The 24,233-nt window shown below is 64.4% G+C and carries 22 protein-coding genes (1 of these 22 running past the window's edge); 14 read left to right on the top strand and 8 right to left on the bottom strand.

The genetic code is table 11. From position 1 onward, the window contains the following. The 6 genes from SINAR_RS0127410 to actR form a co-directional block, all read left to right on the top strand. Positions 1-1,125, top strand: partial view of an ABC transporter substrate-binding protein gene (locus SINAR_RS0127410; protein WP_028002056.1) — the 3' portion only. 102 nt of this gene lie to the left of the window's left edge; only the last 1,125 of its 1,227 coding nucleotides appear in the window; its start codon lies beyond the left edge, outside the window; its stop codon occupies positions 1,123-1,125. Further along, positions 1,109-2,797 carry an ABC transporter permease gene (locus SINAR_RS0127405; RefSeq protein ID WP_028002055.1) on the top strand — a complete coding sequence of 563 codons (1,689 nt, stop codon included), beginning with the start codon at positions 1,109-1,111 and terminating at the stop codon, positions 2,795-2,797. The genes SINAR_RS0127410 and SINAR_RS0127405 overlap by 17 nt, the downstream gene beginning before the upstream one ends. Continuing rightward, positions 2,798-3,481: an ATP-binding cassette domain-containing protein gene (locus SINAR_RS0127400; protein WP_028002054.1), complete on the top strand. Its 684-nt coding sequence runs from the start codon at positions 2,798-2,800 to the stop codon at positions 3,479-3,481. Next, positions 3,481-5,943 (top strand): ATP-dependent helicase HrpB, encoded by a 2,463-nt coding sequence (hrpB, locus tag SINAR_RS0127395; RefSeq protein ID WP_028002053.1) that lies wholly within the window; start codon positions 3,481-3,483, stop codon positions 5,941-5,943. The genes SINAR_RS0127400 and hrpB overlap by 1 nt, the downstream gene beginning before the upstream one ends. A 170-nt stretch (positions 5,944-6,113) precedes the next feature. Then, positions 6,114-7,415 carry an ActS/PrrB/RegB family redox-sensitive histidine kinase gene (locus SINAR_RS0127390; protein WP_028002052.1) on the top strand — a complete coding sequence of 434 codons (1,302 nt, stop codon included), beginning with the start codon at positions 6,114-6,116 and terminating at the stop codon, positions 7,413-7,415. 69 nt (positions 7,416-7,484) lie between these two features. Further along, the gene (actR, locus tag SINAR_RS0127385; protein WP_028002051.1) at positions 7,485-8,069 is read left to right on the top strand and encodes a global response regulator transcription factor ActR; all 585 of its coding nucleotides are present in this window, start codon (positions 7,485-7,487) and stop codon (positions 8,067-8,069) included. Between the two features lie 137 nt (positions 8,070-8,206). Here actR and SINAR_RS0127380 read toward each other — a convergent pair whose 3' ends face one another. After that, a complete protein-coding gene (locus tag SINAR_RS0127380; protein ID WP_028002050.1) occupies positions 8,207-8,731 on the bottom strand; it encodes an MmcB family DNA repair protein in 525 nt (174 codons plus the stop codon). A gap of 206 nt (positions 8,732-8,937) precedes the next feature. Here SINAR_RS0127380 and SINAR_RS0127375 point away from each other — a divergent pair, with 206 nt between their 5' ends. After that, a complete protein-coding gene (locus SINAR_RS0127375; protein ID WP_028002049.1) occupies positions 8,938-9,612 on the top strand; it encodes a L,D-transpeptidase in 675 nt (224 codons plus the stop codon). 119 nt (positions 9,613-9,731) lie between these two features. Here the strand turns inward: SINAR_RS0127375 and SINAR_RS0127370 are convergent, their stop codons facing one another. From SINAR_RS0127370 to hslV, 7 genes are all read right to left on the bottom strand, one after another. Further along, positions 9,732-11,903 (bottom strand): malate synthase G, encoded by a 2,172-nt coding sequence (locus SINAR_RS0127370; protein WP_028002048.1) that lies wholly within the window; start codon positions 11,901-11,903, stop codon positions 9,732-9,734. Positions 11,904-12,062: 159 nt separating this feature from the next. Further along, the gene (locus SINAR_RS0127365) at positions 12,063-14,072 is read right to left on the bottom strand and encodes a hydantoinase/oxoprolinase N-terminal domain-containing protein (protein WP_028002047.1); all 2,010 of its coding nucleotides are present in this window, start codon (positions 14,070-14,072) and stop codon (positions 12,063-12,065) included. Positions 14,073-14,196: 124 nt separating this feature from the next. Further along, on the bottom strand, positions 14,197-15,597 hold the full coding sequence (locus tag SINAR_RS0127360) for a cytochrome P450 (RefSeq protein ID WP_028002046.1): 1,401 nt from the start codon (positions 15,595-15,597) through the stop codon (positions 14,197-14,199). A 104-nt stretch (positions 15,598-15,701) separates the two neighbouring features. Further along, on the bottom strand, positions 15,702-16,652 hold the full coding sequence (locus SINAR_RS0127355) for a DUF1402 family protein (protein WP_028002045.1): 951 nt from the start codon (positions 16,650-16,652) through the stop codon (positions 15,702-15,704). A 191-nt stretch (positions 16,653-16,843) separates the two neighbouring features. Then, the gene (gene hslU / locus SINAR_RS0127350; protein WP_028002044.1) at positions 16,844-18,151 is read right to left on the bottom strand and encodes an ATP-dependent protease ATPase subunit HslU; all 1,308 of its coding nucleotides are present in this window, start codon (positions 18,149-18,151) and stop codon (positions 16,844-16,846) included. After that, the gene (locus SINAR_RS0127345) at positions 18,151-18,669 is read right to left on the bottom strand and encodes a GNAT family N-acetyltransferase (RefSeq protein ID WP_028002043.1); all 519 of its coding nucleotides are present in this window, start codon (positions 18,667-18,669) and stop codon (positions 18,151-18,153) included. Before SINAR_RS0127345 ends, hslU begins: the two co-directional genes overlap by 1 nt. Beyond that, on the bottom strand, positions 18,659-19,216 hold the full coding sequence (gene hslV, locus SINAR_RS0127340) for an ATP-dependent protease subunit HslV (protein WP_028002042.1): 558 nt from the start codon (positions 19,214-19,216) through the stop codon (positions 18,659-18,661). The genes SINAR_RS0127345 and hslV overlap by 11 nt, the downstream gene beginning before the upstream one ends. 321 nt (positions 19,217-19,537) lie before the next feature. On the opposite strand from hslV, the gene hisB reads away from it, so the two are divergent. The 7 genes from hisB to coaA are packed head-to-tail and all read left to right on the top strand — an operon-like array spanning position 19,538 to position 24,195. Further along, positions 19,538-20,146, top strand: a complete 609-nt coding sequence (hisB, locus tag SINAR_RS0127335) for an imidazoleglycerol-phosphate dehydratase HisB (RefSeq protein WP_003531981.1) — start codon at positions 19,538-19,540, stop codon at positions 20,144-20,146. A gap of 25 nt (positions 20,147-20,171) precedes the next feature. Then, on the top strand, positions 20,172-20,648 hold the full coding sequence (locus SINAR_RS0127330) for a DUF2628 domain-containing protein (protein WP_028002041.1): 477 nt from the start codon (positions 20,172-20,174) through the stop codon (positions 20,646-20,648). Next, complete coding sequence (gene hisH, locus SINAR_RS0127325; protein ID WP_028002040.1) at positions 20,648-21,298, top strand: imidazole glycerol phosphate synthase subunit HisH; 651 nt, start codon at positions 20,648-20,650, stop codon at positions 21,296-21,298. Before SINAR_RS0127330 ends, hisH begins: the two co-directional genes overlap by 1 nt. A gap of 32 nt (positions 21,299-21,330) precedes the next feature. Further along, on the top strand, positions 21,331-22,077 hold the full coding sequence (gene hisA / locus SINAR_RS0127320; RefSeq protein ID WP_028002039.1) for a 1-(5-phosphoribosyl)-5-[(5-phosphoribosylamino)methylideneamino]imidazole-4-carboxamide isomerase: 747 nt from the start codon (positions 21,331-21,333) through the stop codon (positions 22,075-22,077). After that, complete coding sequence (gene hisF / locus SINAR_RS0127315; RefSeq protein ID WP_028002038.1) at positions 22,074-22,850, top strand: imidazole glycerol phosphate synthase subunit HisF; 777 nt, start codon at positions 22,074-22,076, stop codon at positions 22,848-22,850. Before hisA ends, hisF begins: the two co-directional genes overlap by 4 nt. A gap of 29 nt (positions 22,851-22,879) precedes the next feature. After that, a complete protein-coding gene (locus SINAR_RS0127310) occupies positions 22,880-23,203 on the top strand; it encodes a phosphoribosyl-ATP diphosphatase (RefSeq protein ID WP_028002037.1) in 324 nt (107 codons plus the stop codon). Continuing rightward, a complete protein-coding gene (gene coaA / locus SINAR_RS0127305; protein ID WP_028002036.1) occupies positions 23,200-24,195 on the top strand; it encodes a type I pantothenate kinase in 996 nt (331 codons plus the stop codon). Before SINAR_RS0127310 ends, coaA begins: the two co-directional genes overlap by 4 nt. The last annotated feature ends 38 nt before the right edge of the window (positions 24,196-24,233 follow it).

Below are 24,233 nucleotides of genomic sequence, written 5' to 3'. Positions count from 1 at the left end.
GCCGAGGCGAGGGGCCAGACGGTCTATTTCAACGCCTGGGGCGGCTCCGAAAACGTCAACGCCTATATCAGGTGGGCCGGCGACGAGATGAAGGCGCGCTACGGCGTTTCCGTCGTCCATGTGAAGCTCGACGACACCGCAAAGGCAACCGCGACCGTGCTCGCGGAAAAAACCGCAGGAAAGGACGAGGGCGGATCGATCGATCTCGTGTGGATCAACGGCGAGAACTTCGCCGCGATGAAGCGCGCCGGTCTGCTTTACGGCCCCGGCTGGGCGACCAAGCTGCCGAACTGGCGCTATGTCGACTACGAAACAAAGCCGACGGTACTGACCGATTTCACTATCCCGACCGACGGGCTGGAGAGTCCCTGGGGCGGCGCCAAGCTCGTGTTCTTCTACGACTCGGCGCGAACAAAGACGAGCGACCTGCCTGATTCGGCGACGGATCTCCTGAAATGGGCCGAGACCTATCCGGGGCGCTTCTCCTACCCGCAGCCTCCGGATTTCACCGGCTCTTCCTTTCTGAAGCAGGTGCTGACCGAGCTCGTCGACGACAGGGCCAAGCTGCAGAGACCCGCCGACGACGCCACTTTTGCGGCCGATGTCGCGCCGTTGTTTGCCTATCTCGACAAGCTCACGCCGCTCTTGTGGCGAAAGGGCAAGGCCTATCCGCAGAACTATGCGGACATGAAGCAGAAGCTCGCCGATGGGGAACTGGACATCATCTTCGCCTTCAATCCGGCGGAAGCCTCTTCCGCGGTCGCCAATGGCGAGCTGCCTGAGACGGTGCGTTCTTTCGTCTTTTCAGGCGGTACGCTCGCCAACACGCATTTCGTCGCCATTCCCTATAATGCGTCGGCCAAGGCCGGTGCGTTTCTGCTTGCCGACTTCCTCCTCTCGCCCGAGGCGCAGCTTCGCAAGCAGGACCCGAAGATCTGGGGCGACCCGACGGTTCTCTCACTCGCCAAACTTCCGGCATCCGACCGATCCGCCTTCGAGCGGCTGGATCTCGGCATTGCAACGCTCCGCCCCGACGAACTCGGTCCCGCGCTCGACGAACCGCACCCGGACTGGATGACCCGGATCGAAACCGAATGGATCCGCCGTTATGGCGCAGCCAACTAGGCTCGGCGGAAACGCGCTCCTCGCCTTCATTCTCGGGTTCCCTATCCTTGCCGGTCTTGCAGGCACGGTCCTGCCGGCCTTCGGCTACCTGCCGGCACTCGGCGGCTTTGACGTCACGCTCGCCCATTTCACCGAACTCGCCCGCCAGCCGCACATCCTTCGCTCCGTCCTGACCGGCCTTGCCGCCGGACTGCTGACGACGGTCGCGACGGTCGCAATCGTCGGCACGTTCGTCGCCGGCTTTGCAGGAACGCCGGTTTTCACCCGCATCCAGCATGTCGTCTCTCCCCTGCTTGCGGTTCCGCATGCGGCGGCCGCCTTCGCCCTGGCTTTCCTCGTCGCTCCGTCGGGCTTCCTGCTCCGGCTGATCTCGCCGGAAGTGACGGGCTTCACGCGGCCGCCGGACTGGCTTCTTCCAAACGATCCTCTCGCGCTGACGATGGTCGCCGGGCTCGTCACCAAGGAAGTACCGTTCCTGTTCCTGATGATGCTTGCCGCCCTGCCGCAGCTCGCGCTTTTGCGGGCCCGGCGACTTGCAGCGGCGCTCGGCTACGGGCCTGTGGCCGGCTTCGTCGTCTGCCTCTGGCCGGCCCTCTACCGCCAGATCCGCCTGCCGGTTTTCGCGGTGCTGGTCTATTCGGTCTCCACGGTCGACGTCGCCATGATCCTTGGGCCGCAACTGCCGCCGACTTTGCCGGTGCGAGTGACGCAATGGGCGGGAGATGACGACCTCGGCGCGCGATTTCTCGCCTCGGCCGGCGCCTTCCTGCAGCTCGGCGTCGTCGTCGCGGCAATGGCGACCTGGATCGCACTCGAATGGGTCGGAAAAGCCGCTCTGGCGCGCGTGACCTTTTCCGGGCGGCGCTTTGCAAGGGACGGCGCACTTCGCGCCGCGGGCGCCCTCGCCATGACCGGCTGTGCGGCCACGATTTTCGCAGGCCTCGGCCTCCTTACAATCTGGTCGGTCGCGGGCCTCTGGCCCTTTCCGGATGCTCTGCCTGGAAATCTCACGCCGAAGACCTGGATGCGAACGCTGCCTCAAATCCGGCACCCGCTTCTCACCACGATCGCGCTTGCCCTGTTGGCGGCAGCGTTCGCGCTCGTGTTCGCGATCCTCCTGCTCCACCGGAACGGTGCTGGCGGGGGACAGAAGAGTGCGGCCGGCTACCGGCTGCTTTACCTGCCCCTGCTGGTGCCTGAGATCAGCTTCGTCTTCGGCCTCCAGGTTCTGATGCTCTCGGCGGGGGTTGCGCCAAATTTCGCGAGCGTGCTGGCGGTCCATTTTCTTTTCGTGCTCCCTTATGTGCTTCTGTCGCTGTCGGCGCCCTGGCGCGAGCTCGACCCGCGCTTTGAAAAGATCGCCGCCGGCTTCGGCAGGTCCACCTTGGAAATCCTTTTCACGGTACGGCTGCCGCTGCTCTTTCGTGCCTGCCTCACGGCGCTCGCCGTCGGATTCGCGGTTTCGGTCAGCCTCTACCTGCCGACGCTCCTTGTCGGATCCGGAAGGCTGGCGACGATCACGACGGAGGCAGTTGCCCTTTCCTCGGGCGGCGACCGTCGGGTCATCGGCATCTATGCCCTGGTTCAGGGACTCCTGCCCTTTCTCGCATTTCTCGTTGCGTCGCTCGGGCCCCAATTGCTATTCCGCAACCGCCGGGCAATGAGGACGTGAATGCAGGAAACCGCCGGGACACAGTCCCCGACCAGGACAGAACGCCTGACGCTCTCGGACGTGACGATTCGTCTGGGCGACAGAACTCTGCTCGCCATTTCGGCGGCCGTCGCGCCGGGTGAGGTGCTGACCGTCATGGGGCCGTCCGGCTCCGGCAAGTCGAGCCTGCTCGCCTTTGCGGGCGGTTTTCTCGATCCGGCATTCGCTGTGACCGGCCGCATCCTGATCGGGGAGAAGGACCTGACGGACGTTCCCGCCAACCGGCGCCACGCCGGGATCCTGTTTCAGGATCCGCTGCTCTTTCCCCATCTTTCCGTCGGCGGCAATATCGTCTTCGCGATACCTCCGGCTGTCAAAGGACGGGTCAAGCGCCGGCGGTTGGCAGAAGCGGCCCTCGACGAGATGGACCTCGCCGGCTTCTACGACCGCGATCCCGACACGCTCTCCGGCGGCCAGAAGACGCGCGTGGCGCTGCAAAGAGTGCTCGTTTCCGAACCGCAATTCCTGCTTCTCGACGAGCCCTTCTCCAATCTCGACGCGGCGCTCAGGCAGCAGACGCGTGAGCTCGTCTTTTCCAAGGCCAGGTCGGCCGGGCTGCCGACCATCCTCGTGACCCATGACGCCTCCGATGCGGAAGCGGCAGGCGGCCGTGTGATCGAGATCGCGAAAGAGGAGCAAGCGTAATGCGCGCGCTTCCCGCCCTGCCCGTCCGCGAGATCCTGCCTGACCTCGGCGAGGCGCTCGCTTCCGCGGGATCCGTCGTGCTTTCGGCTCCGCCCGGCGCCGGCAAGACGACGCTGGTGCCGCTCTTCCTGCTCCGTCAGCCTTGGCGCGGCGATGGCAAGATCATTCTGCTCGAACCGCGGCGGCTCGCCGCCCGCGCCGCGGCCGGGCGCATGGCCGAACTTCTGCGAGAGAAGGTCGGCGAAACCGTCGGGTACCGCATGCGGCTCGACAACCGCCTATCTGCGAAGACGCGCATCGAGGTCGTGACGGAGGGCGTCTTTAGCCGGATGATCCTCGACGACCCCGAACTTTCCGGCATTTCCGCCGTGCTGTTCGACGAATTCCATGAGCGCTCGCTCGATGCGGATTTCGGCCTGGCGCTGGCGCTGGACGTGCAATCGGCGCTGCGCGAGGACCTCAGGATCGTCGTTATGTCCGCAACGCTCGACGTCGAGCGCATCGCCGGACTGATCGGCGATACGCCGGTCCTGAAAAGCGAAGGCCGGAGCTTCCCGGTCGACATCCGCTACGAAAACCGAAACGCCGGAGAAAGCGTCGAGGACGCGGTGGTCCGAACGGTCGCCGAAGCGCACCGTCGCGAAGACGGTTCGATCCTCGCCTTCCTGCCGGGGCAGGCGGAGATCGCCCGCACGGCGGAACGTCTCGCCGGACGCTTCGGAGAAGGCACGATCATCGTGCCGCTCTATGGCAATCTGAGCCAGAAAGATCAGGACGCAGCGATCCGCCCGGCGCCGAAGGGCATGCGCAAGATCGTGCTGGCGACCTCGATCGCTGAAACCTCGATCACCATCGACGGCGTCAGGATCGTCGTCGACAGCGGATTGCAGCGGCTGCCGGTTTTCGAGGCTTCGACCGGCATCACGAGGCTCGAAACCGTGCGGGTTTCAAGAGCTTCGGCCGATCAACGAGCCGGACGCGCAGGAAGAACCGAACCGGGCATTGCGATCCGCCTGTGGCATTCCGGCCAGACGGCGGCGCTTTCCGCCTTCACGCCGCCGCAGGTCCTTGCCAGCGACCTCTCCGGCCTGCTTCTCGACCTCGCCCATTGGGGCGTGGCCGATCCGTCGACACTGAAGTTCCTGGATCCGCCGCCGGAGACGACCTTGCGCGAAGCGCGAAGCCTGCTCGTCGAGCTCGGCGCGCTGGATGGCGGCGGAGCGCTGACGCCGAGGGGCCGCAGGATCCGCGATCTGGCGCTGCCGGTGCGGCTCGCGGCAATGGCGGTTGCGGCCGCCGAAGAGGGTCGGGCGCAAGAGGCATGCCTGCTTGCGGTGATGCTTACCGAGCAGGGACTTGGCGGCAACGGCATCGATGTCGAAGAGCGGCTGCGACGGTTCCGGAGCGAGCGCAGCGACCGGGCGGAGGCCGCCCGGGGTCTGGCCAGGCGGATGGCCGCGGACCTCGGTGCGTCGAAGAGGCCGAGTCCAGACCCGGTTTCGCCCGGAGCCATGCTGATGCACGCCTTTCCGGATCGGGTCGCGCTGCAGCGCGGCGGGCGCGGCCGCTTCGTCATGGCGAACGGACGCGGCGCCGAAATACCCGAGACGGAACGGCTTGCAGCGGCCGGGATGCTGGTTATTGCCGATCTTACGGGCAGAGCCGGCGCACAGCGGGTGCTCGCAGCCGCGGAGACAGACCGGTCGGATGTCGAAGGGCACATGCCGGAGGCGATCGTCACCGAGGAGCAGAGCTTCTTCGATCGGGCAAGCCGGCAGGTGCGTGCCCGCCGGGTGACGCGGCTCGGGGCGATCATCTTCGAGGAGAAACCCCTGCCTCGCCCCGGCGGCGAGGCGGCGGCGCGGGCACTCGCGGATGGTATCCGGCAGTTGGGGCTCGCCGCTGTCCCCTTCCCGCAGGACGTGGAGCAGCTGCGCGACCGCATCGGCTTCCTGCATCGCTCCATCGGCGATCCCTGGCCGGACATGTCGGACGCGGCGCTGATCTCGCGCCTCGACGAGTGGTTCGTCCCCTTCCAGGGAAACGCCGGCGGCATCGACGGGATCAAGGGTCGCGATCTCGCCGAAGGCCTCATGGCGCTCGTTCCCTACGATCTTCAGCGCGTCCTCGCGAAGCTCGCGCCGACTCATTTCGAAGCGCCGACGGGCCAGCGCCATCCGATTCATTACCATGGCGACGAACCCATCCTTTCGATCCGCGTGCAGGAACTCTTCGGATTGAAAACGCATCCGGCGATCGGCGACGGGCGGCTGCCGCTGCTCCTCGAGCTCATCTCCCCCGGCCACCGCCCGATCCAGACGACCCGTGACCTGCCGGGCTTCTGGGCGGGATCGTGGAAAGACGTCAGGGCCGACATGCGTGGCCGCTATCCGAAACATCCCTGGCCGGAGGACCCCGCCAATGCGATACCGACGACGCGCGCCAAGCCGCGCGGGATGTAGATGGTGAAAGGGCGCTCGGCTTCTCCTCGCATGCCACGTCGGCGTGGCCGAATGCAGCTCCACGGCGCACCCGATCCGGCGCCATTTGATATTTGCCGGGTTCGGCATAAAGTCCGCTAAGATGAACTGATGCCGGTCGCGCGTGCGGCCGCATCGCGGAACGGAAACGCATGGCAGCCGCGACACTCTACAACGATCTGAACAGCAATCGCAGCCTCCGGCTGCAGACCCTCGTACGGCTGCGCTGGTTGGCGGTGGGCGGTCAATCGCTCGCCGTCATCGTTACCGCGCTCTGGCTGCAGTTCCCGCTGCCGATCGTTCCCTGCTCCGTGCTGATCGCTTGCCTGGCGCTCCTCAACGTCTTTCTCACACTCCGCTTTCCGCCGACGCAGCGGCTGACGCCGCCGGCAGCCTTCTCCCTGCTCGGCCTCGATCTTGCGCAATTGACTGCGTTGCTCTTCATCACCGGCGGACTTGCCAATCCCTTCGCGCCGCTTCTTTGCGTGCCGGTCATCATCTCGTCCGCCTCGCAGCCGAAGCCACAGAGTATCGTGCTGGCCGGCCTCGCCGTCGTGGGTGTCACGGCCCTTGCGTTCTCCCCCTTCCCACTGCCCTGGTATCCTGGCACCGTTCTGTTGATGCCGCGCGTGCTGACGGCAGGCATCTGGTTCGCGATCGTCTCGATGACGGCGTTCGCCGCATTCTACACCTATCGCGTCTCGCTCGAAGCAAGCGAACTTTCCGAGGCGCTGACGGCGACCGAGCTCGTACTCCAGCGCGAGAAGCACCTGTCGCAGCTCGACGGCCTCGCCGCCGCCGCCGCCCATGAACTCGGAACGCCGCTTGCGACGATCAGCGTCGTCGCCAAGGAGATGGAACGGGAACTCGGCGACGATCCGCGCTTCGGCGAGGACGTTCATCTCCTGCGCAGCCAAAGCGAGCGCTGCCGCGACATTCTGAGGCGGCTGACGACGCTTTCGTCCGAAAGCGAGGAGCATATGCGGCTTCTGCCGCTCTCGTCTTTGATCGAGGAGGTGATGGCGCCGCATCGCGAATTCGGAATCGAAATCGAACTGAAAGAGCAGGGCGACCGCGCGTCGGAACCCGTCGGCCTCCGCAATGCAGGCATACTCTACGGTCTCGGCAATCTTCTGGAGAACGCGATCGACTATGCGCGCAAGAAGGTGACCGTCACGACGGAACACACGGCCGAGCGCGTGCGGGTGACGATCGAGGACGACGGCGACGGATTTTCGCCGGACATCCTGGCGCGGATCGGAGAACCCTATGTGACGCGGCGCCAGAAGGACGACAGTGCCGGCGGTCTCGGCCTCGGGCTCTTCATCGCCAAGACGCTGCTCGAGCGTTCCGGTGCCCGTCTACGCTTCGAGAATGGCGGCCCGAAACATCCGGGCGCCCGGGTCAGCGTCGAATGGCCGCGCGTTCTGATGGACACGAAACTGGCGAAATGACTTTTGGCAGTTTATTGAAGACAAGTATTGGAAAGCCCACATAGTGGCCAGCAAACCACCGGGTTAGAAATGATCGACAAATTGACGCCTGCGCCAAGTACTCACACCGCGGATGCGGACCTGATCGGGCCTGACAAGAGCCTCCTGATCGTCGATGACGACACGGCCTTCCTGCGGCGCCTCGCCCGCGCCATGGAAGCGCGCGGCTTCGCCGTGGAGATCGCCGAATCGGTCGCCGAAGGCATTGCCAAAGCCAAGACCCGTCCGCCGAAACACGCGGTCATCGATCTTCGGCTCAGCGACGGCAGCGGTCTCGACGTGATCGAGGCGATCCGCGGACGCCGCGACGATACGCGGATGATCGTGCTGACGGGTTATGGAAACATCGCGACCGCGGTCAATGCCGTGAAGCTCGGAGCGCTCGATTATCTGGCCAAGCCCGCTGACGCCGACGATATACTCGCGGCGCTGATTCAACGCCCTGGCGAGCGCGTCGAGCCCCCGGAGAACCCGATGTCGGCCGATCGTGTGCGGTGGGAGCATATCCAGCGCGTCTACGAAATGTGCGAGCGCAATGTTTCGGAAACGGCCCGCCGGCTCAACATGCACCGCCGGACCCTGCAGCGCATCCTGGCGAAACGCGCGCCGAAATAGCGGGCGGGTATTGACAGCGCCTCGTACCTCCCCCTCATCCGTCCTGCCGGCCACCTTCTCTCCGCAGGCGGAGCGAAGGTGAGACTCGCGACTTCTTCTGCAGTTCCCCTCCCCCGGGGGTGCGGGGCAATTCTTCGCTAATCCCGTTCGCCGCCGACGATGTCGCGAATCGACTGGCCGAGCTCGCCATTCCGCTCGGCCGCCCACTCGGCGAGCGTCAGCCGCTGCGCCGCGGTGCGGGCAAAGGCGCTGGTCACCGATTTTCGCGTATTCGGCGGCAGGCGGTGTTCCGGTGCGTCGCGCAGCATATGCGCCCCATAGCCGTCGGAAAGGATCAATCCGCATTCTTGCGGGAAGATATCGAGCGGCACTTCCGCATGCGTGGCGAAGAAAAGGCGGTCGCAGTGGAGCCTGTATTCCGGCCACTTGCGATCGACGCGGAAGTCCTCGATCGAGGTCTTGATCTCGATGATCCAGATTTCGCCCTTGGGCGAAAGCGAGATGAGATCGGCCCGCCGACCGCTGGCAAGCGTCAGTTCCGGCAGAGCCGCGTGGCGCAGTTCCATCAGCAGACGCTGAACGCCGCGGCGCACCCTCATCGCCCGCTCGGACTGGCGTCCGTCTGCAAGCGGATTGTCCCCGTGGATAGACAGGATGGTCATTGCTGCTGGCCTTGGCGCGCCTGATGAGACATGCGGCGCTGCGGGGTGGCTTGTTGCAAAAAAACAATCGTCACGGAATTTACACCTTTCGGCCATATTGCGGCGGCCCGGTCCCTTGCGCACCGCGGGGCAATAGAAAATAAGCTGGTGGCGCTGACGGCCGGACACCCTCCCCGTATTTTCCTCACCTCTTTTACGAGACCATCATGCGCTTCCGCAACGCTCTCCTTCTGTGCAGCCTGGCGGCCACCCTCGCCCTTACCGGCTGCTCGCAGACCACAACCACGGCCGGCCCTTCTCCTGAGGGCGAGAAAGTGGCGACGAATCAGATCTTCTCCGGCAATTATGGCCCTGTTGAGGACCACGGATATGCCGTGCCGGGCGTTCCGATCAACCGCGTCGACCAGCGCTTCCATCGCCAGATCGTCGATTATCCGACGAAGGAACGCCCGGGCACGATCGTCGTCAACACCCCGAGCCGCTTTCTCTATTACGTGCTGCCCGGCGGCAAGGCCGTCCGCTACGGGATCGGCGTCGGCAAGCAGGGTTTCGCCTGGGAAGGCGAGGCCTATGTCGCCTGGAAACAGGAATGGCCGACCTGGCATCCGCCGAAGGAGATGGCCGAGCGCAGGCCGGAAGTGGCCAAATATGTCGAGGCCGGGATGGGCCCGGGCATCAGCAATCCGCTCGGTGCCCGCGCCCTCTACCTCTTCAACAAGGAAGGCAAGGACACGCTCTTCCGCCTGCACGGAACGCCGGAATGGTCGTCGATCGGCACCGCCGCCTCGTCCGGCTGCATCCGCCTGATGAACCAGGACATCATCGATCTCTATTCCCGGGTCCGCCCGGGCCGCAACGCACGCGTCGTCGTGCAGCAGTAACGGCTGCGCTACATCGAAGGAAAAGGGCCGCCCGGAGGATGCCGGGTGGCCCTTTCTTTTTGCCGTGATGGCGCGATCGCGCGTTCGCAGGATGAGGGACGGATCTTCGTCTGAAGCTCCTATGTCCGCTGTTTCGCCTTCAGCTCCAGCCGGCGACGATGAAGCACCGGCTCGGTATAGCCATTCGGCTGCTGGCGGCCCTTGAGCACGAGATCGAGCGCCGCCTGGAAGGCGATCGACTCTTCGTAGCGGCCCGCCATCGGCCGATAATTCGGGTCGCCGGCGTTCTGTCCGTCGACGATCGCCGTCATGCGCTTCATGGTCTCGACGATCTGCGCTTCGCTGACGATGCCGTGATGCAGCCAATTCGCCATATGCTGCGCCGATATGCGCAGCGTCGCCCGGTCCTCCATCAGGCCGACATTGTTGATGTCGGGCACCTTGGAGCAGCCGACACCCTGATCGACCCAGCGCACCACATAGCCGAGAATGCCTTGGGCATTGTTGTCGAGTTCGCGCTGGATTTCCTCCTCGGTCCAGTTCGGCCGCACGGCGACGGGCACGGAGAGGATATCGGCGAGCTTTGCGCGGGGGCGGCTCTTGAGACCGGCCTGGACTTCGGCGACGTTGACGCGGTGATAATGGGTCGCGTGGAGCGTCGCAGCCGTCGGCGACGGCACCCAGGCCGTGTTGGCGCCCGCCTTGGGATGAGCGATCTTCTGTTCCAGCATCGCCGCCATCAGGTCCGGCATCGCCCACATGCCCTTGCCGATCTGGGCGTGGCCGGAGAGCCCGCATTCGAGACCGATATCGACATTCCAGTTTTCATAGGCCGAGATCCATGGCGCCTGCTTCATGTCGCCCTTGCGGATCATCGGGCCGGCCTCCATCGAAGTGTGTATCTCGTCGCCGGTGCGGTCGAGGAAGCCGGTATTGATGAAGACGACCCGTTCGCGGGCCGCCCGGATGCATTCCTTGAGGTTGACGGTCGTACGCCGCTCCTCGTCCATGATCCCCATCTTCATGGCGTTGGCGGGAAGCCCGAGGGCCGCTTCCACGCGGGCGAATATCTCGCAGGCGAAGGCGACCTCCTCCGGCCCGTGCATTTTCGGCTTGACCACATACATGGAGCCGCTGCGCGAATTCGCCCGCCGACCGTTCTCGCCGATATCATGAAGCGCAATCAGCGCCGTCACCATGGCGTCCATCAGGCCTTCCGGCACTTCTTCGCCGTCCCGGTCGAGGATCGCCGGATTGGTCATCAGGTGGCCGACATTGCGCACCAGCATCAGCGACCGTCCCGGCAGCGTCAGCGTCGCGCCATCCGGCGCCGTGTAGGTCCGGTCGGGATTAAGACTCCGGATGAACGCTCTGCCGCCCTTGGTCACCTCCTCCTCGAGATCGCCTTTCATGAGCCCGAGCCAGTTGCGGTAGACGAGCACCTTGTCTTCGGCATCGACGGCCGCAACCGAATCCTCGCAATCCATGATGGTGGTGACCGCCGACTCGAGAATGACGTCGGAAATGCCGGCGGCGTCGGCCTTGCCGATCGGTGTCGTTGCATCCAGGACAATCACGATGTGAAGGCCGTTCCGGCGAAGAACGATCTCGGACGGCGACGCGGGATCACCGGCATAGCCGGCGAACTGGACGGAATTGCGCGGACCGATCTTCGTGCCGTCGGCAAGCGTGATCGTGAGGGTCGCGCCTTCGACCGAGAAGGACTTGGCATCGTTCCAGCGGCCGGCCGCCAGCGGAGCGCTCGCGTCGAGAAATTCTCGCGCCCAGGCGATGACCCTTGCACCGCGCTTCGGATTGTATCCCTTGCCGCGCTCGGCCCCGTCGGTCTCGGCTATCGCATCGGTGCCGTAGAGGGCGTCGTAGAGCGACCCCCAGCGGGCATTGGCCGCATTGAGCGCATAACGGGCGTTCATCACCGGCACGACCAGCTGCGGACCGGCAATCGTTGCGATCTCGGAATCGACATTTGCGGTCGAAACGTAAAAGTCGGGCCCCTCCGGCAGGAGATAGCCGATCTTCCGCAGGAAGGCTTCGTAGGCCTCGATGTCTACCGGCGCCCCATGCTCGCGATACCAGCCGTCGAGCTGGGCCTGCAGTTCGTCGCGCTTGCCGAGAAGAGCCCGGTTCTTCGGTCCGAGATCGTGAACGATATCCGAAAAGGCGGAGAAGAACCGCTCCGCCTCGACGCCGGTGCCCGGCATCGCCTCTTCGATCAGAAAGCGATGGAGCCCCGCATCGATCTGCAAGCCATATTTCTCAACGCGGTCCATGCCAAGCTCCTGAATCCAGTCTTCCTATTGCAATAGATAGAAGCGGTGCCCGGAAGGAAAAGCGCCTTGGCCCCGCTCTCATGCGGGGACACTCTCGCATCAAACCATTCCCTGTCAATTCCGCAAGGATGCGAAGAATTGTTTCCGGAATGGAAAAGATCAAAACTCGTGATGCGCGATACGCGGACGACCGCTTGCCGAGGCGATGAAGCGTGCCTCGATCAGCTTGCGGCTGCCTTCCACTTCCGGCGCGTCGATCTCTTCCCAAAGCGTCGCGGCCGGTTCCTCCGCGCCATTGGCGCGGGCGCTCTCCAGCGCCATCCTTTCAGCGCGCCGGCGGGCGACGCCGAAGGCCTCCTGCTGATCGACGAAGCGCTCGCTCGCGCCCGCGCCGTTAACGATGAAAATGCCTTCTTCCGGCGTCGTCACGAAGACGGTGACGGTCGCCCGCACCTGGCCCACGACCGCACCGACGGCGTTTGCTACATCTGCCTCGGCCGGGATCGCAACCTCCGTGGAAAGCATTTCGGCGATAGCGGGATAATAGACCGGCGCCGAAGCGCCGAGGCCGACAAGCGGCCTGTCGAGACCGAGAGAGAAGCGTACGATGCCTGGCTCCCGTTTCAGCGCCCGGTCGACGGAAAGCGAGGCGGCGGGGTCGATGGCACCGGCGCCGTCCTCGTTGAGGCAGGCCTGCAGGATGGCCTCCGAGGACTGCCGCGTCAGCCTGTCGACGATCATCTGTGCAAGAGCCTCGACGGAAGAAGCGATCGGCTGCCCCGAGCCGTCCTTGGTGCGGCCGGCGATCTCGAGACCAAGGCGCGCGGCCTTGGCATTCCACTGGGCCTGCCTTCCGAGAACATGCATCGCGTCCGAGGGGGTGAGCCCGCAGATATGCACCAGCCCGCGTGCCACGAGCCGATCCAGCGTCGCCTTCTGCGGCGTGCTGACGAGAAGGTCCGCAAGCGCCACCGGCACCATGCCGATGCGGTCATAAAGGGCCTGCTCCTGCGGCTGAAGACCGCTCGCCAGATGGCCGGGTAAGCCGGTCCGGACCGCCAGGCGACCATCATGGCGGCCCGCATGAGGTGCCCGCAACTGCTTTTCGAGCACCGACAGAACAGCTTCCTCATGCAGCGCCGCCGCAAGGCTCAGGGGCAGAAAGCGGCGGGGCCCGAGATCGAGCTTGGCCTTGAGGCCGCGATCGTTGATCTTCACCTCGGAGTCGCCGCCGAGGCCGTAGGTACGCATGGCGACCGCCTCGACCATGGTGCGAAAACCGCCGACGACCGCGCCCTCGGCGTCGAGGCGCGGACGGCCCTTTTCAAGTACGGCGATATCGGTGGTCGTGCCGCCGATGTCGGAGACGACCGCATTGTCGAGGCCCGTCAGATAACGGGCGCCGACGATGCTCGCGGCCGGGCCGGAAAGGATCGTGTCGATCGGCCGCAGCCGCGCTTCCGCCGCCGAGATCAGCGCTCCGTCGCCACGCACCACCATCATCGGCACGTCGATGCCGCGAGCCTGGAGGAAATCCTCGCAGGAACCGATCAGCCGGTCGATCATCGAGACCAGCCGCGCATTCAGAAGCGTCGTAAGGGCCCGCCGCGGGCCGCCGAGCTTGGAGGAAAGCTCATGGCTGCAGGTGACCGGCAGGTGCGAGACCTCGCGGATGCGATCGCGCACGCGCTTCTCGTGGTCCGGGTTGCGGACGGCGAAATAGCCGGCAATCGCGAAGGACGAAACCTGAGACGCGAGCGCCGGAAGCGCCTCGTCGAGCGCGCTCATGTCCAGCGGCGTCTCGCCGCCATGGACGTTGTGCCCACCAGGCAGGAAGAGGACCGGGTCCGACCCGAGCGCTTCCTGAAGACCGTCGCGCTTCAGGTCTTCCGGACCGAAGCCGATCATGATCAGGCCGGCCCGACCACCCTGCCCTTCGACCAGCGCATTGGTTGCAAGCGTCGTCGAGAGCGATACGAGGCTGATCGCCGAAACCGGCACCTTGGCCTTGGCGAGCACGGCTTCCACGGCGCCGGAAACGCCCTCTGCGAGATCGTGCCGGGTCGTCAGCGCCTTGGCCTTGGCGACGACGCCGGTCGCTTCGCTGAAAAGAACGGCATCGGTATAGGTGCCGCCGGTGTCGATGCCGAGGAGAAGATGCGAGGTCAATTTTTGCTCAGTCCAATGGTGAGGGCCTAGAAGAGGTCTGTCCGGTGATAGGACATATTTTCGGGAAAAACCATCGCGCGGCAGCGACCTTTGCGCGTCTGACGGCGGGCGTGGCGCTGAGCGCCTACTTCACCCGCACCGACACCCGCATGGGCAATCCGCCCCTCGGCTGCGTCGTCAGCCTTTGCACGGGCCAGGGATTGGTCTTCTCGGTCAGGTCGAAGCGGAAGCGGTGCATGAGCACGGCGAGCGCGATGACCGCCTCCTGCAGAGCGAAGGTCGCGCCGATGCAGACGCGCGGGCCAGCGCCGAAAGGCAGGTACTGGAAGCGGTTGATCTTGTCCCGGTTTTCCGGAAGGAAGCGCTCCGGCATGAAGGCGCGGGGCTTTTGCCAGTAGAGCGCGTGCCGGTGGAGCGTCCAGGGCATGACCAGCACCGATATTCCCTTGCGGATCGGCACGCGCTCGCCCTCCGGGGATGTCCACGCATCCTCCTCGATCGCCGCGCGGTTGATGGACGGCGCCGGCGGATAGAGCCTCAGCGCCTCCTCGAAGGCGGCAAGCACATGCGGCATGCGTCCGAGCCAGTCGACCGGATCGGCGCCGCCCGCAAGAACCGAATCGATCTCCTCTTCCATCGTCTCGCGATAGGCGGGCGTATTGGCGATGCAATAAAAGCACCAGGCGAGCGCTCGTGCGGTCGTCTCGTGGCCGGCACCTATGAAGGTGAGAATATTGTCCTCGATCTCGGAGGTCGAAAGCCCATCCGGGCCTTCCAGCTGCAGAAGCAGGGTCAGGAAGTCGTTCGGGACCTCGCCGGGCGCTTCCGCCATCCGTCGCCGGCGCAGAGACATCGTTTCGGAAACGACGCCGCGGAAACGGTCGAGCACCTTCCGGCCGCCGATGCGGGTCAGCCGCGGAACCCAGCCCGGCGCAACCAGGAGGTCCATCGGATCGACGCGCCCCATTCGATGCAGCAATTCCTCGACATTGGCGGCGAAGCCCTGTTTTTCGACGGCGATCTCGCCGGAAAAGAGCGTCTCGGCCAGGATCTCGAAGGTGAGTTCGGTCATGTCCACGGCGACATTGGTGACGAAGGGTTCCGAGGCCGCGCGCGCGTAGCGGTCGACGAATTCCTCAGAAACGCGAAGCATCTGGCCGGCAAAGCCTTTTGCGTGCCTTGGCGTGAAAACCGGCGCCATCGCCTTGCGCGACCGTTTCCAGACTTCGCCCTCCGCCGTCAGAAGGCCGTCGCGCAGGATCGGGCGCAGAATCAGCCGCCGGACGTTCGACATTTCGTAATTGCCGGCATTTTCGACGAGGATGTAGCGGATGAGCCCGGGATCGTTGACGATGAGCGTCCGCTGATTGATGAACTTCGTCTCGATCCAGGGAAGCGTGTAGGAAGGCTCCCCCCAAAGCTCGAGCGGGTTTCGCAGAACCGTACGGATGATCTCAAGCCGCGAGGGAATGCCGGTACGCGGGACGGGCGCGGGCGGCTCGAACAGCTCCGGTCGCGTGTCCATGTGACGTCGCCTTTCCTGTTTGCTTACCGTTTCAGTTTTTTACGGCGCAATCAAGAAAATGCTTCACGTGAATCGCGATGGTTCCGCTGCGAGGCGACAAGGGATCACAACAGGCGTTCGAGCTCTGCCAGCTTGTCGTTGACAAGCCAGCCGTAATAGTTCTCTTCCGGCCAGTGGACCTCGCCCCCCTGGTTCTTCGCGGCAAGCGCGGCCGCACGCGCATCCGGATTGCCGACATTGTAGAGCGTTGCCGTCAGGCCCGGGTTGCCGGAGATATCCATGCCGGCAATCGAACGATAGGCATCGATCGAATGGCGGATCGAGGCGGCCATATAGGCAAGCGACACGTCCGGTTCCATAATGGCCTCGTAGACGCCGGCCGCATCGTTCTCATCGAGGCGTTCGTACCCGGAGACGCGCGACACCATGTCCGTCAGCATCAGGGCGGTGAGCGGATTGATCTGGCCGAGGCCGAAGGTCTGGCCGGCGAAGAACGGCTGGAAGAAGACGGCGCTGAAGCGGTTGTTCGGGAAGGATTTGCCGGCCACCGCATGGCCGCGGAACTGGCTGTCCCAGACCCGCTCGCGGCAGCTCCAGAGCGCGTAGGAGCCTTTCTTGCCGGCGCATTCGGCAAATTGGGGCCGCTCGACGAACTCGGCGATGGACTCGCCCTCATAGCCGAACTGGAACCTGTCGCCCGCATAGGCGGCCGCCTTGACGTAATAGGATTGCAGCCGGTCGTAGGCGTCGACATTGTAGGTATGTTCGCCGACGATCGCCCCGACCATGTGGATGGGCGCGATGCCGTAGGCGCTGGCGACCGACTTGATCTTGCCGACGAGGCTGCGGTCGGTGGCGAGAAGCTCGCGCACCTTTTCGTATTTCGCGTCGAAGGATGTGCGGCCGGCCTTGGTGCGGCGCACCGAGGCGCCCGGAATGCCCGGCTGCTCGACATGGCGATTGCCCTGCGGGACGACAAGGATCCCGCTCGCGGCCGAAGGCCCGGCGGCGAAGCAGAATGTGGCGATCACGAGCATGCAGGCGGTAAGGCGCAAAGTCTGTTTTCCTGTAGAACTCTTCCAAGAAGCCGCGGGCCCCGTCCGTTCGGCGGCGCCCCCTAAGGCACGATCATGTCGGAATGATGCCTTAATTCTTAACGGCTCTGATCGGTCTAGAAAAAATGAAGGCGCCTGTCGAGTGACAGGCGCCCCACAATTCGGTGATCAGAGACGTTGCGACGCCTGCGTCACAGGATGTAGCGCGACAGATCGGTGTTGGCCGCGAGGTCCCCGACATGCTGACGGACGTAGTCGGCATCGATCGTCACCCCCTGACCGCCACGATCGGGCGCATTGAAGGAGACATCGTCGAGCACACGCTCCATCACGGTCTGCAGGCGCCGCGCGCCGATGTTCTCGACATTGGCGTTGAGTTGGACCGCGACCTCCGCAAGCGCATCGATTGCATCCTCGGTGAAGTCGAGCGCCACGCCCTCGGTCTCGAGCAGCGCCTTGTACTGGCGGATGAGGCTCGCCTCGGTCTCCGTCAGGATGCGGCGGAAATCCTCCTTGGTGAGCGCGCGAAGTTCGACACGGATCGGCAGGCGCCCCTGCAGCTCCGGCAGGAGATCCGATGGTTTGGCGACGTGAAATGCACCGGACGCGATGAAGAGGATGTGATCGGTCTTCACCGGTCCGTATTTCGTCGCCACCGTCGTGCCCTCGACCAGCGGCAGAAGATCGCGTTGCACGCCTTCGCGCGATACGCCGGCACCTATGCCGCCTTCGCGGGTGGCTATCTTGTCGATCTCGTCGAGGAAGACGATGCCGTCATTTTCCGCCGCCGCCACCGCCTCGCGCTGGATCTGCTCGTTGTCGAGCAGCTTGTCGGACTCGTCGTTGACCAGGAGCGCGTAGGAGTCCTTGACCGTCGTCTTGATTTTCTTGGTCCTGCCGCCGAGCGCCTTGCCGAACATTTCCGAGAGGTTGAGGACGCCGATGTTGGCGCCCGGCATTCCCGGGATCTCGAAGCCGCCGCCCGGCGCGCCGGTATCGGCGATATCGATCTCGATCTCCTTGTCGTCGAGTTCGTTGGCGCGCAGCTTCCTGCGGAAGGAATCACGGGTTGCCGGCGAGGCGGTGGCACCGACCAATGCATCGAGAACCCTCTCCTCGGCGTTCTGATGGGCCTTCGCCTTCACTTCGGCGCGCCGCTTCTCGCGCACCAGGCTGATGCCGACCTCGACAAGATCGCGCACGATCTGCTCCACATCGCGGCCGACATAGCCGACTTCCGTGAATTTCGTGGCCTCCACCTTGACGAAGGGCGCGCCGGCGAGCTTGGCGAGACGACGGGAAATCTCCGTCTTGCCGACGCCGGTCGGGCCGATCATCAGGATATTCTTGGGCATGACCTCGTCGCGCAACTCGTCGCTGAGCTGCTGACGGCGCCAGCGGTTGCGCAGCGCAATAGCGACCGCGCGCTTCGCGTCCTTCTGGCCAATGATGAAGCGGTCGAGCTCCGACACGATTTCTCTGGGTGAAAAGTTGCTCATCAATTCCTCTCAAATTCCGTCCGCTTGAGCTCCATCAGGAGGGTTCGACCGGACTCGTCTATCCATTCGCCACAGGGCACGAAACCGGCCTTCGCATAGGCGCGGACGGCGCGGCGGTTGCCGGCGTCCGGATCGATGACGATGCGCGCGGCGCCGTTTTCGAACAATCTTGCGGCAAAGGCTCTGAGCGCCTTGGCGGCGACGCCTCTGCCTGTCATTTCGGGCGGGCCGATGAAGATGTCGACGCCCGGCGTGTCGATCGACAGATCCTTGGCCCAGGGCTCCTCGTCATATTCCGACGGGATCCAGGACTGGATATATCCGGCCGGCTTCCCCTCCACGCGGAAGACGAAACCTTCGACCTCGCCGCTCGCACAACCGTCCCGTATCAGTCCGAGTTCCACATCCGGATCGCCCCACCACTGCCGGACATGCGGCTCGGAGAGCCAGCCAAGGAGCATCGGCAGGTGGCGTTCATCCACCCGCTCGAAGCTGACCTCTGCCGGCTCATTCCGCATCCAGCGTCTCCACGACGACGTTGTGATTGGTATAGACGCAGATGTCGCCGGCGATTTCGAGGGCACGGCGGGCGATCTCCTCGGCCGACTTTTCGCTATCCATGAGCGCCCGCGCCGCGGCAAAGGCGTAGTTGCCGCCCGAACCGATGGCGATCGTGCCGTGCTCGGGCTCGAGAACGTCGCCATTGCCGGTGATCGCCAGCGTCACCGTTCTGTCGGCAACCAGCATCATCGCCTCGAGATTGCGCAGATATTTATTCGTGCGCCAGTCTTTGGCGAGCTCCACGGCCGCGCGCATCAGCTGATCGGGATATTGCTCGAGCTTCGCCTCCAGCCTTTCCAGAAGCGTGAAGGCGTCGGCCGTCGCGCCGGCGAAGCCTGCGATCACATCGCCCTTCGACAGACGGCGGACCTTGCGGGCATTGCCCTTCATAACCGTCTGGCCAAGGCTGACCTGGCCGTCGCCCGCCATTACCACCTTGCCGCCCTTGCGCACCGTGATGATGGTGGTTGCATGCATCGTTCCGTAAGGATTGTGTTCGCTCATGAAAGTACCTATGGGGCCCGGGAAGCCGGGGTTTGCGGCTCGCAATGAGCCTGGTTGCTTGAGGCCTATGTAAGTCGCAGCCGCGCGATTGCAAATGTGCGAACCCGCGTCCATGCGCCTTTCCTTTTCACGCCGTTGCGCCCGGCCGAATCTCCGTCGCAGTTCTGGATATTTCGAGCCTCCCCTGATATGGAGCGGCTCTGTAGCGGAATACGAAGAGCGATGGCGGTTTTTCGCCTCTCTCCGCGCCGCCCGAAAACGATGTTGCTCCGACAGCCCGGCGGGCCCAAAGTCATCGGAGAGCGCAGACAGGAGAGCCTGATGGCAGACGTGACGCCGAGCCGCACCGGCCAAGTTTCGCGAAAGACGAATGAAACCGCCATATCCGTTTCCGTCAATGTCGACGGGACGGGGGTATCGAAGATCGCGACCGGCGTCGGCTTCTTCGACCATATGCTGGACCAGCTCTCGCGCCATTCGCTGATCGACATGGAGATCAAGGCGGAGGGCGACCTTCATGTGGACGATCACCACACCGTCGAGGACACCGGCATCGCTATCGGTCAGGCGCTTGCCAAGGCGCTCGGCGATCGCCGCGGCATCACCCGCTATGCCTCCATCGACCTTGCCATGGACGAGACGATGACGCGCGCTGCCGTCGACGTGTCCGGTCGACCCTTCCTCGTCTGGAACGTGACCTTCACGTCGCCGAAGATCGGCACCTTCGACACCGAGCTCGTGCGCGAATTCTTCCAGGCGCTCGCCCAGCATGCCGGGATTACGCTGCATGTGCAGAACATCTACGGCGCCAACAATCATCATGTCGCCGAGACCTGCTTCAAGTCCGTCGCCCGCGTGCTCCGCACGGCAACCGAAATCGATCCGCGCCAGGCGGGACGCGTTCCCTCGACCAAGGGGACGCTCGCCTGAGCCGGTCAGTATCTGGTTTAAGACCATGGCCTCCTACCTGATCATGACCCCGCCCGGCGCACCGGCCGACGACGAAAGGGCGCGATTCATCGCCGACGGCTTCTCCTGGACCGCCTTCTTCTTCCCCGGCCCGTGGCTCATCGTCAAACGCGCGTGGCTCATCGGAATCTCCGTTGCCATTCTGCAGTTCGTGCTGCTTCTTTCGGCATCGATGCCGGGCGGCTTCGGCGCAGCGCTGCTCGTCCATCTGGCGCTCGGCCTCATCGTGTCGCTCGAAGGGCCGCTTCTCATCGCGAGCAAGCTCTCGGCGCGCGACTGGACGCTTCGTTCGGTCGTTCCGGCACGCGATCTCGAGACGGCCGAAGAAATCTACTATTCGAGTCCCGGGTCCACCGACCATGAAACACATGCGGCGCCGTTGCCGTCGATCGATCGGTCCAGCCCGGGACGGCCGGCCGGCACCGCGGGGCTCGGCTTTTTCGAATCCTATGGAGAGCGCTGATGCGGGTCGCCATCATTGACTACGGATCGGGCAATCTGCGCTCGGCCACCAAAGCCTTCGAGCGCGCCGCCCGCGAAGCCGGCATCGCGGCCGAAATCGATCTCACCGACAGTCCGGACAAAGTGGCCACGGCCGACCGCCTCGTGCTGCCGGGTGTCGGTGCCTATGCCGATTGCCGCCGCGGGCTCGCCGCCGTGGAGGGGATGGAGGATGCGCTGACCGAGGCGGTCGAGAAAGCCGGCCGGCCTTTCTTAGGTATCTGCGTCGGCATGCAGCTCATGTCGTCCCGCGGGCTCGAAAAAACCGTGACGAAGGGATTCGGCTGGATTGCGGGCGACGTCGTCGAAATGACGCCCGAGGATCCCTCGCTCAAGATCCCGCAGATCGGCTGGAACACGCTTAACCTCAGCCGCCCGCATGCGCTTTTCGACGGTATTCCGACCGGCGAAACCGGTCTGCACGCCTATTTCGTCCATTCCTACCACCTCGCAGCAACGCGCGCCGAGGACGTGGTGGCGGAGGCGGACTATGGCGGTCCGGTGACGGCTTTCGTCGCGCGCGACAACATGGCGGGCTCGCAGTTCCACCCGGAAAAAAGCCAGGCCCTCGGCCTCGCCCTCATTTCGAATTTCCTGCGCTGGAAGCCCTGAAGCTGCCGCGTCATTTCTGATCGGACGAACACATGATCCTCTTTCCCGCAATCGACCTCAAAGACGGGCAATGCGTCCGACTGAAGCTCGGCGATATGGAGCAGGCGACGGTCTATAATCCCGACCCCGCTGCGCAGGCCCGCGCCTTCGAAGAGCAGGGCTTCGAATGGCTGCACGTGGTCGACCTGAACGGTGCCTTTGCCGGGGAGACCGTCAACGGTGCGGCGGTCGACGCAATCCTCAGGGCGACGAAGAACCCGGTGCAGCTCGGCGGCGGCATCCGCACGCTCGATCATATTGAGAACTGGCTTTCGCGCGGACTGAAGCGCGTCATCCTCGGCACCGTCGCGGTGCGCGATCCGGCGCTTGTGATCGAAGCCTGCCGCAAGTTCCCGGGTCGGGTCGCGGTCGGCATCGATGCCAAGGGCGGCAAGGTCGCGGTCGAGGGCTGGGCGGAAGCCTCCGAGCTCGGCGTGATCGAGCTTGCCAGAAAGTTCGAGGGTGCCGGCGTCGCGGCGGTCATCTATACGGATATCGACCGCGACGGCATCCTGACCGGCATCAACTGGGCCTCGACGCTCGAACTCGCGGACGCGGTTTCGATCCCGGTCATCGCCTCGGGCGGCCTCGCCTCGATGGACGACATCCGCCGCCTGACCGAACCGGATGCGCAAAAGCTCGAAGGCGCGATCTCCGGCCGGGCGCTCTATGACGGGCGGATCGATCCGAAGGAAGCCCTGAATCTCATCCGCGAAGCAAGAAAGGCGAAGATGCGATGACGCTGAAAGCCCGGGTAATCCCCTGCCTCGACGTGAAGGACGGCCGCGTCGTCAAGGGGGTCAACTTCGTCGATCTGATCGATGCCGGCGACCCTGTGGAGGCGGCACGCGCCTATGACGCGGCCGGCGCAGACGAGCTCTGTTTCCTCGACATCACCGCTTCCTCCGACAATCGCGATACGATCTTCGACGTCGTCGCCCGCACCGCCGAGCAATGCTTCATGCCGCTCACCGTCGGCGGCGGCGTGCGCCAGGTCTCCGACATCCGCAAGCTCCTGCTTGCCGGCGCCGACAAGGTGTCCATCAACACGGCGGCGGTTAAGAATCCGGAATTCGTCGCCGAGGCCGCCGACAAGTTCGGCGACCAGTGCATCGTCGTCGCCATCGACGCGAAGAAAGTCTCGACGCCGGGAGAGGCGGACCGCTGGGAAATCTTCACCCATGGCGGGCGGCAGGCGACAGGGATCGACGCGATCGGATTTGCGCGCAAGGTCGTCGACCTCGGCGCCGGCGAGATTCTTCTGACCTCGATGGACCGCGACGGAACGAAGAGCGGCTACGACATCAGCCTGACACGGGCGATTGCCGATGCGGTTCGCGCTCCCGTCATCGCCTCCGGCGGGGTCGGCACGCTGGACCATATGGTCGAGGGCATCCGCGACGGCCATGCGACCGCCGTGCTCGCCGCGTCAATCTTCCACTTCGGGACCTACAGCATCGGCGAGGCAAAGCGCCACATGGCCGAGCACGGCATCGCCATGCGTCTCGATTGAGGCGCGGCCGTCAACGAAAAGGATCTGACATGACCGAGTTCACCCTCTCCGACCTGGAGAAGATTGTGGCGACCCGTGCCCGGGCGGCCCCGGAGGAATCCTGGACAGCCAGGCTGGTGGCGGGCGGGCAGACGAAGGCGGCCAAGAAGCTCGGCGAGGAAGCGGTGGAAACGGTCATCGCCGCGATCGGCCAAGACCGGAAGAATCTGGTCGATGAGAGTGCCGATCTCCTCTATCATCTTATGGTCGTATTGAATATCGCCGCCGTCCCGTTACAGGATGTGATGAGCGAACTGGCCAGGCGGACGAGCCAATCCGGCCTGCAGGAAAAGGCGAACCGGCAGAATCCATGAGCATCGCCGCGAAAGACATCGAACCGGCCGACATTCCGGGCAATCTCCAAGGGGGTGAATTTTCGCCCTATCACGTCTTCTCCGCGGAGGAATGGTCGCGCTTTCGCGCCGATACGCCGCTGACCTTGACGGCCGGGGAGGTGCAGCGCCTGCGCTCGCTCAACGATCCGGTCGATCTCGACGAGGTGCGCCGCATCTATCTGTCGCTTTCGCGGCTCCTCTCGGCCCATGTGGAGGCGTCACAGATCCTCTTCAGGCAGCGAGCGCGTTTCCTCAGCATGTCGAACGAGACCAAGACGCCTTTCGTCATCGGCGTTGCGGGCTCGGTCGCCGTTGGCAAGTCGACGACGGCGCGCATCCTTGCCGAGCTTCTCGCGCGCTGGCCCTCGAGCCCGAAGGTCGACCTCGTCACAACCGACGGCTTCCTCTATCCGAATGCGGTTCTCCAGCGGGAAAACCTGATGGATCGCAAGGGATTTCCCGAGAGCTACGATATCGGTGCTCTGCTCAGATTCCTCTCGGCAATCAAGGCCGGCCGGCCGAACGTCAAGGCTCCGACCTATTCGCACCTGACCTATGACGTGATCCCCGACCAGTTCCAAGTGATCGACCGGCCGGACATCCTGATTTTCGAGGGGATAAACGTGCTGCAGTCGCGCGATCTGCCTGCCGACGGCAAGATCGTGCCGATGGTCTCCGATTTCTTCGACTTCTCGATCTATATCGACGCCGAAGAGAGCCTGATCCATAGCTGGTACGTAAACCGCTTCATGCGACTGCGCGAAACTGCGTTCCAGAACCCGCAATCCTTCTTCCATCGCTATGCGACGATCAGCGAGGATGCGGCGCGCGCGATCGCCGAGGGCCTCTGGCACAATATCAACCTCAAGAACCTGCACCAGAATATCCTGCCGACGCGGCCGCGCGCCGATCTCATCCTGCAGAAAGGCCCCAACCATCTGACGCAGACGGTGGCACTCCGGAAGCTTTGAACAAGTTTATCGTCTTTGGTCGATAAGGCCCTTCCCAG

The sequence above is a fragment of the Sinorhizobium arboris LMG 14919 genome, assembly GCF_000427465.1.
Lineage (GTDB): Bacteria > Pseudomonadota > Alphaproteobacteria > Rhizobiales > Rhizobiaceae > Sinorhizobium > Sinorhizobium arboris.
Note: the sequence above shows the minus strand (reverse complement) of the source record. Positions and strands in the feature narration are given on the sequence as shown.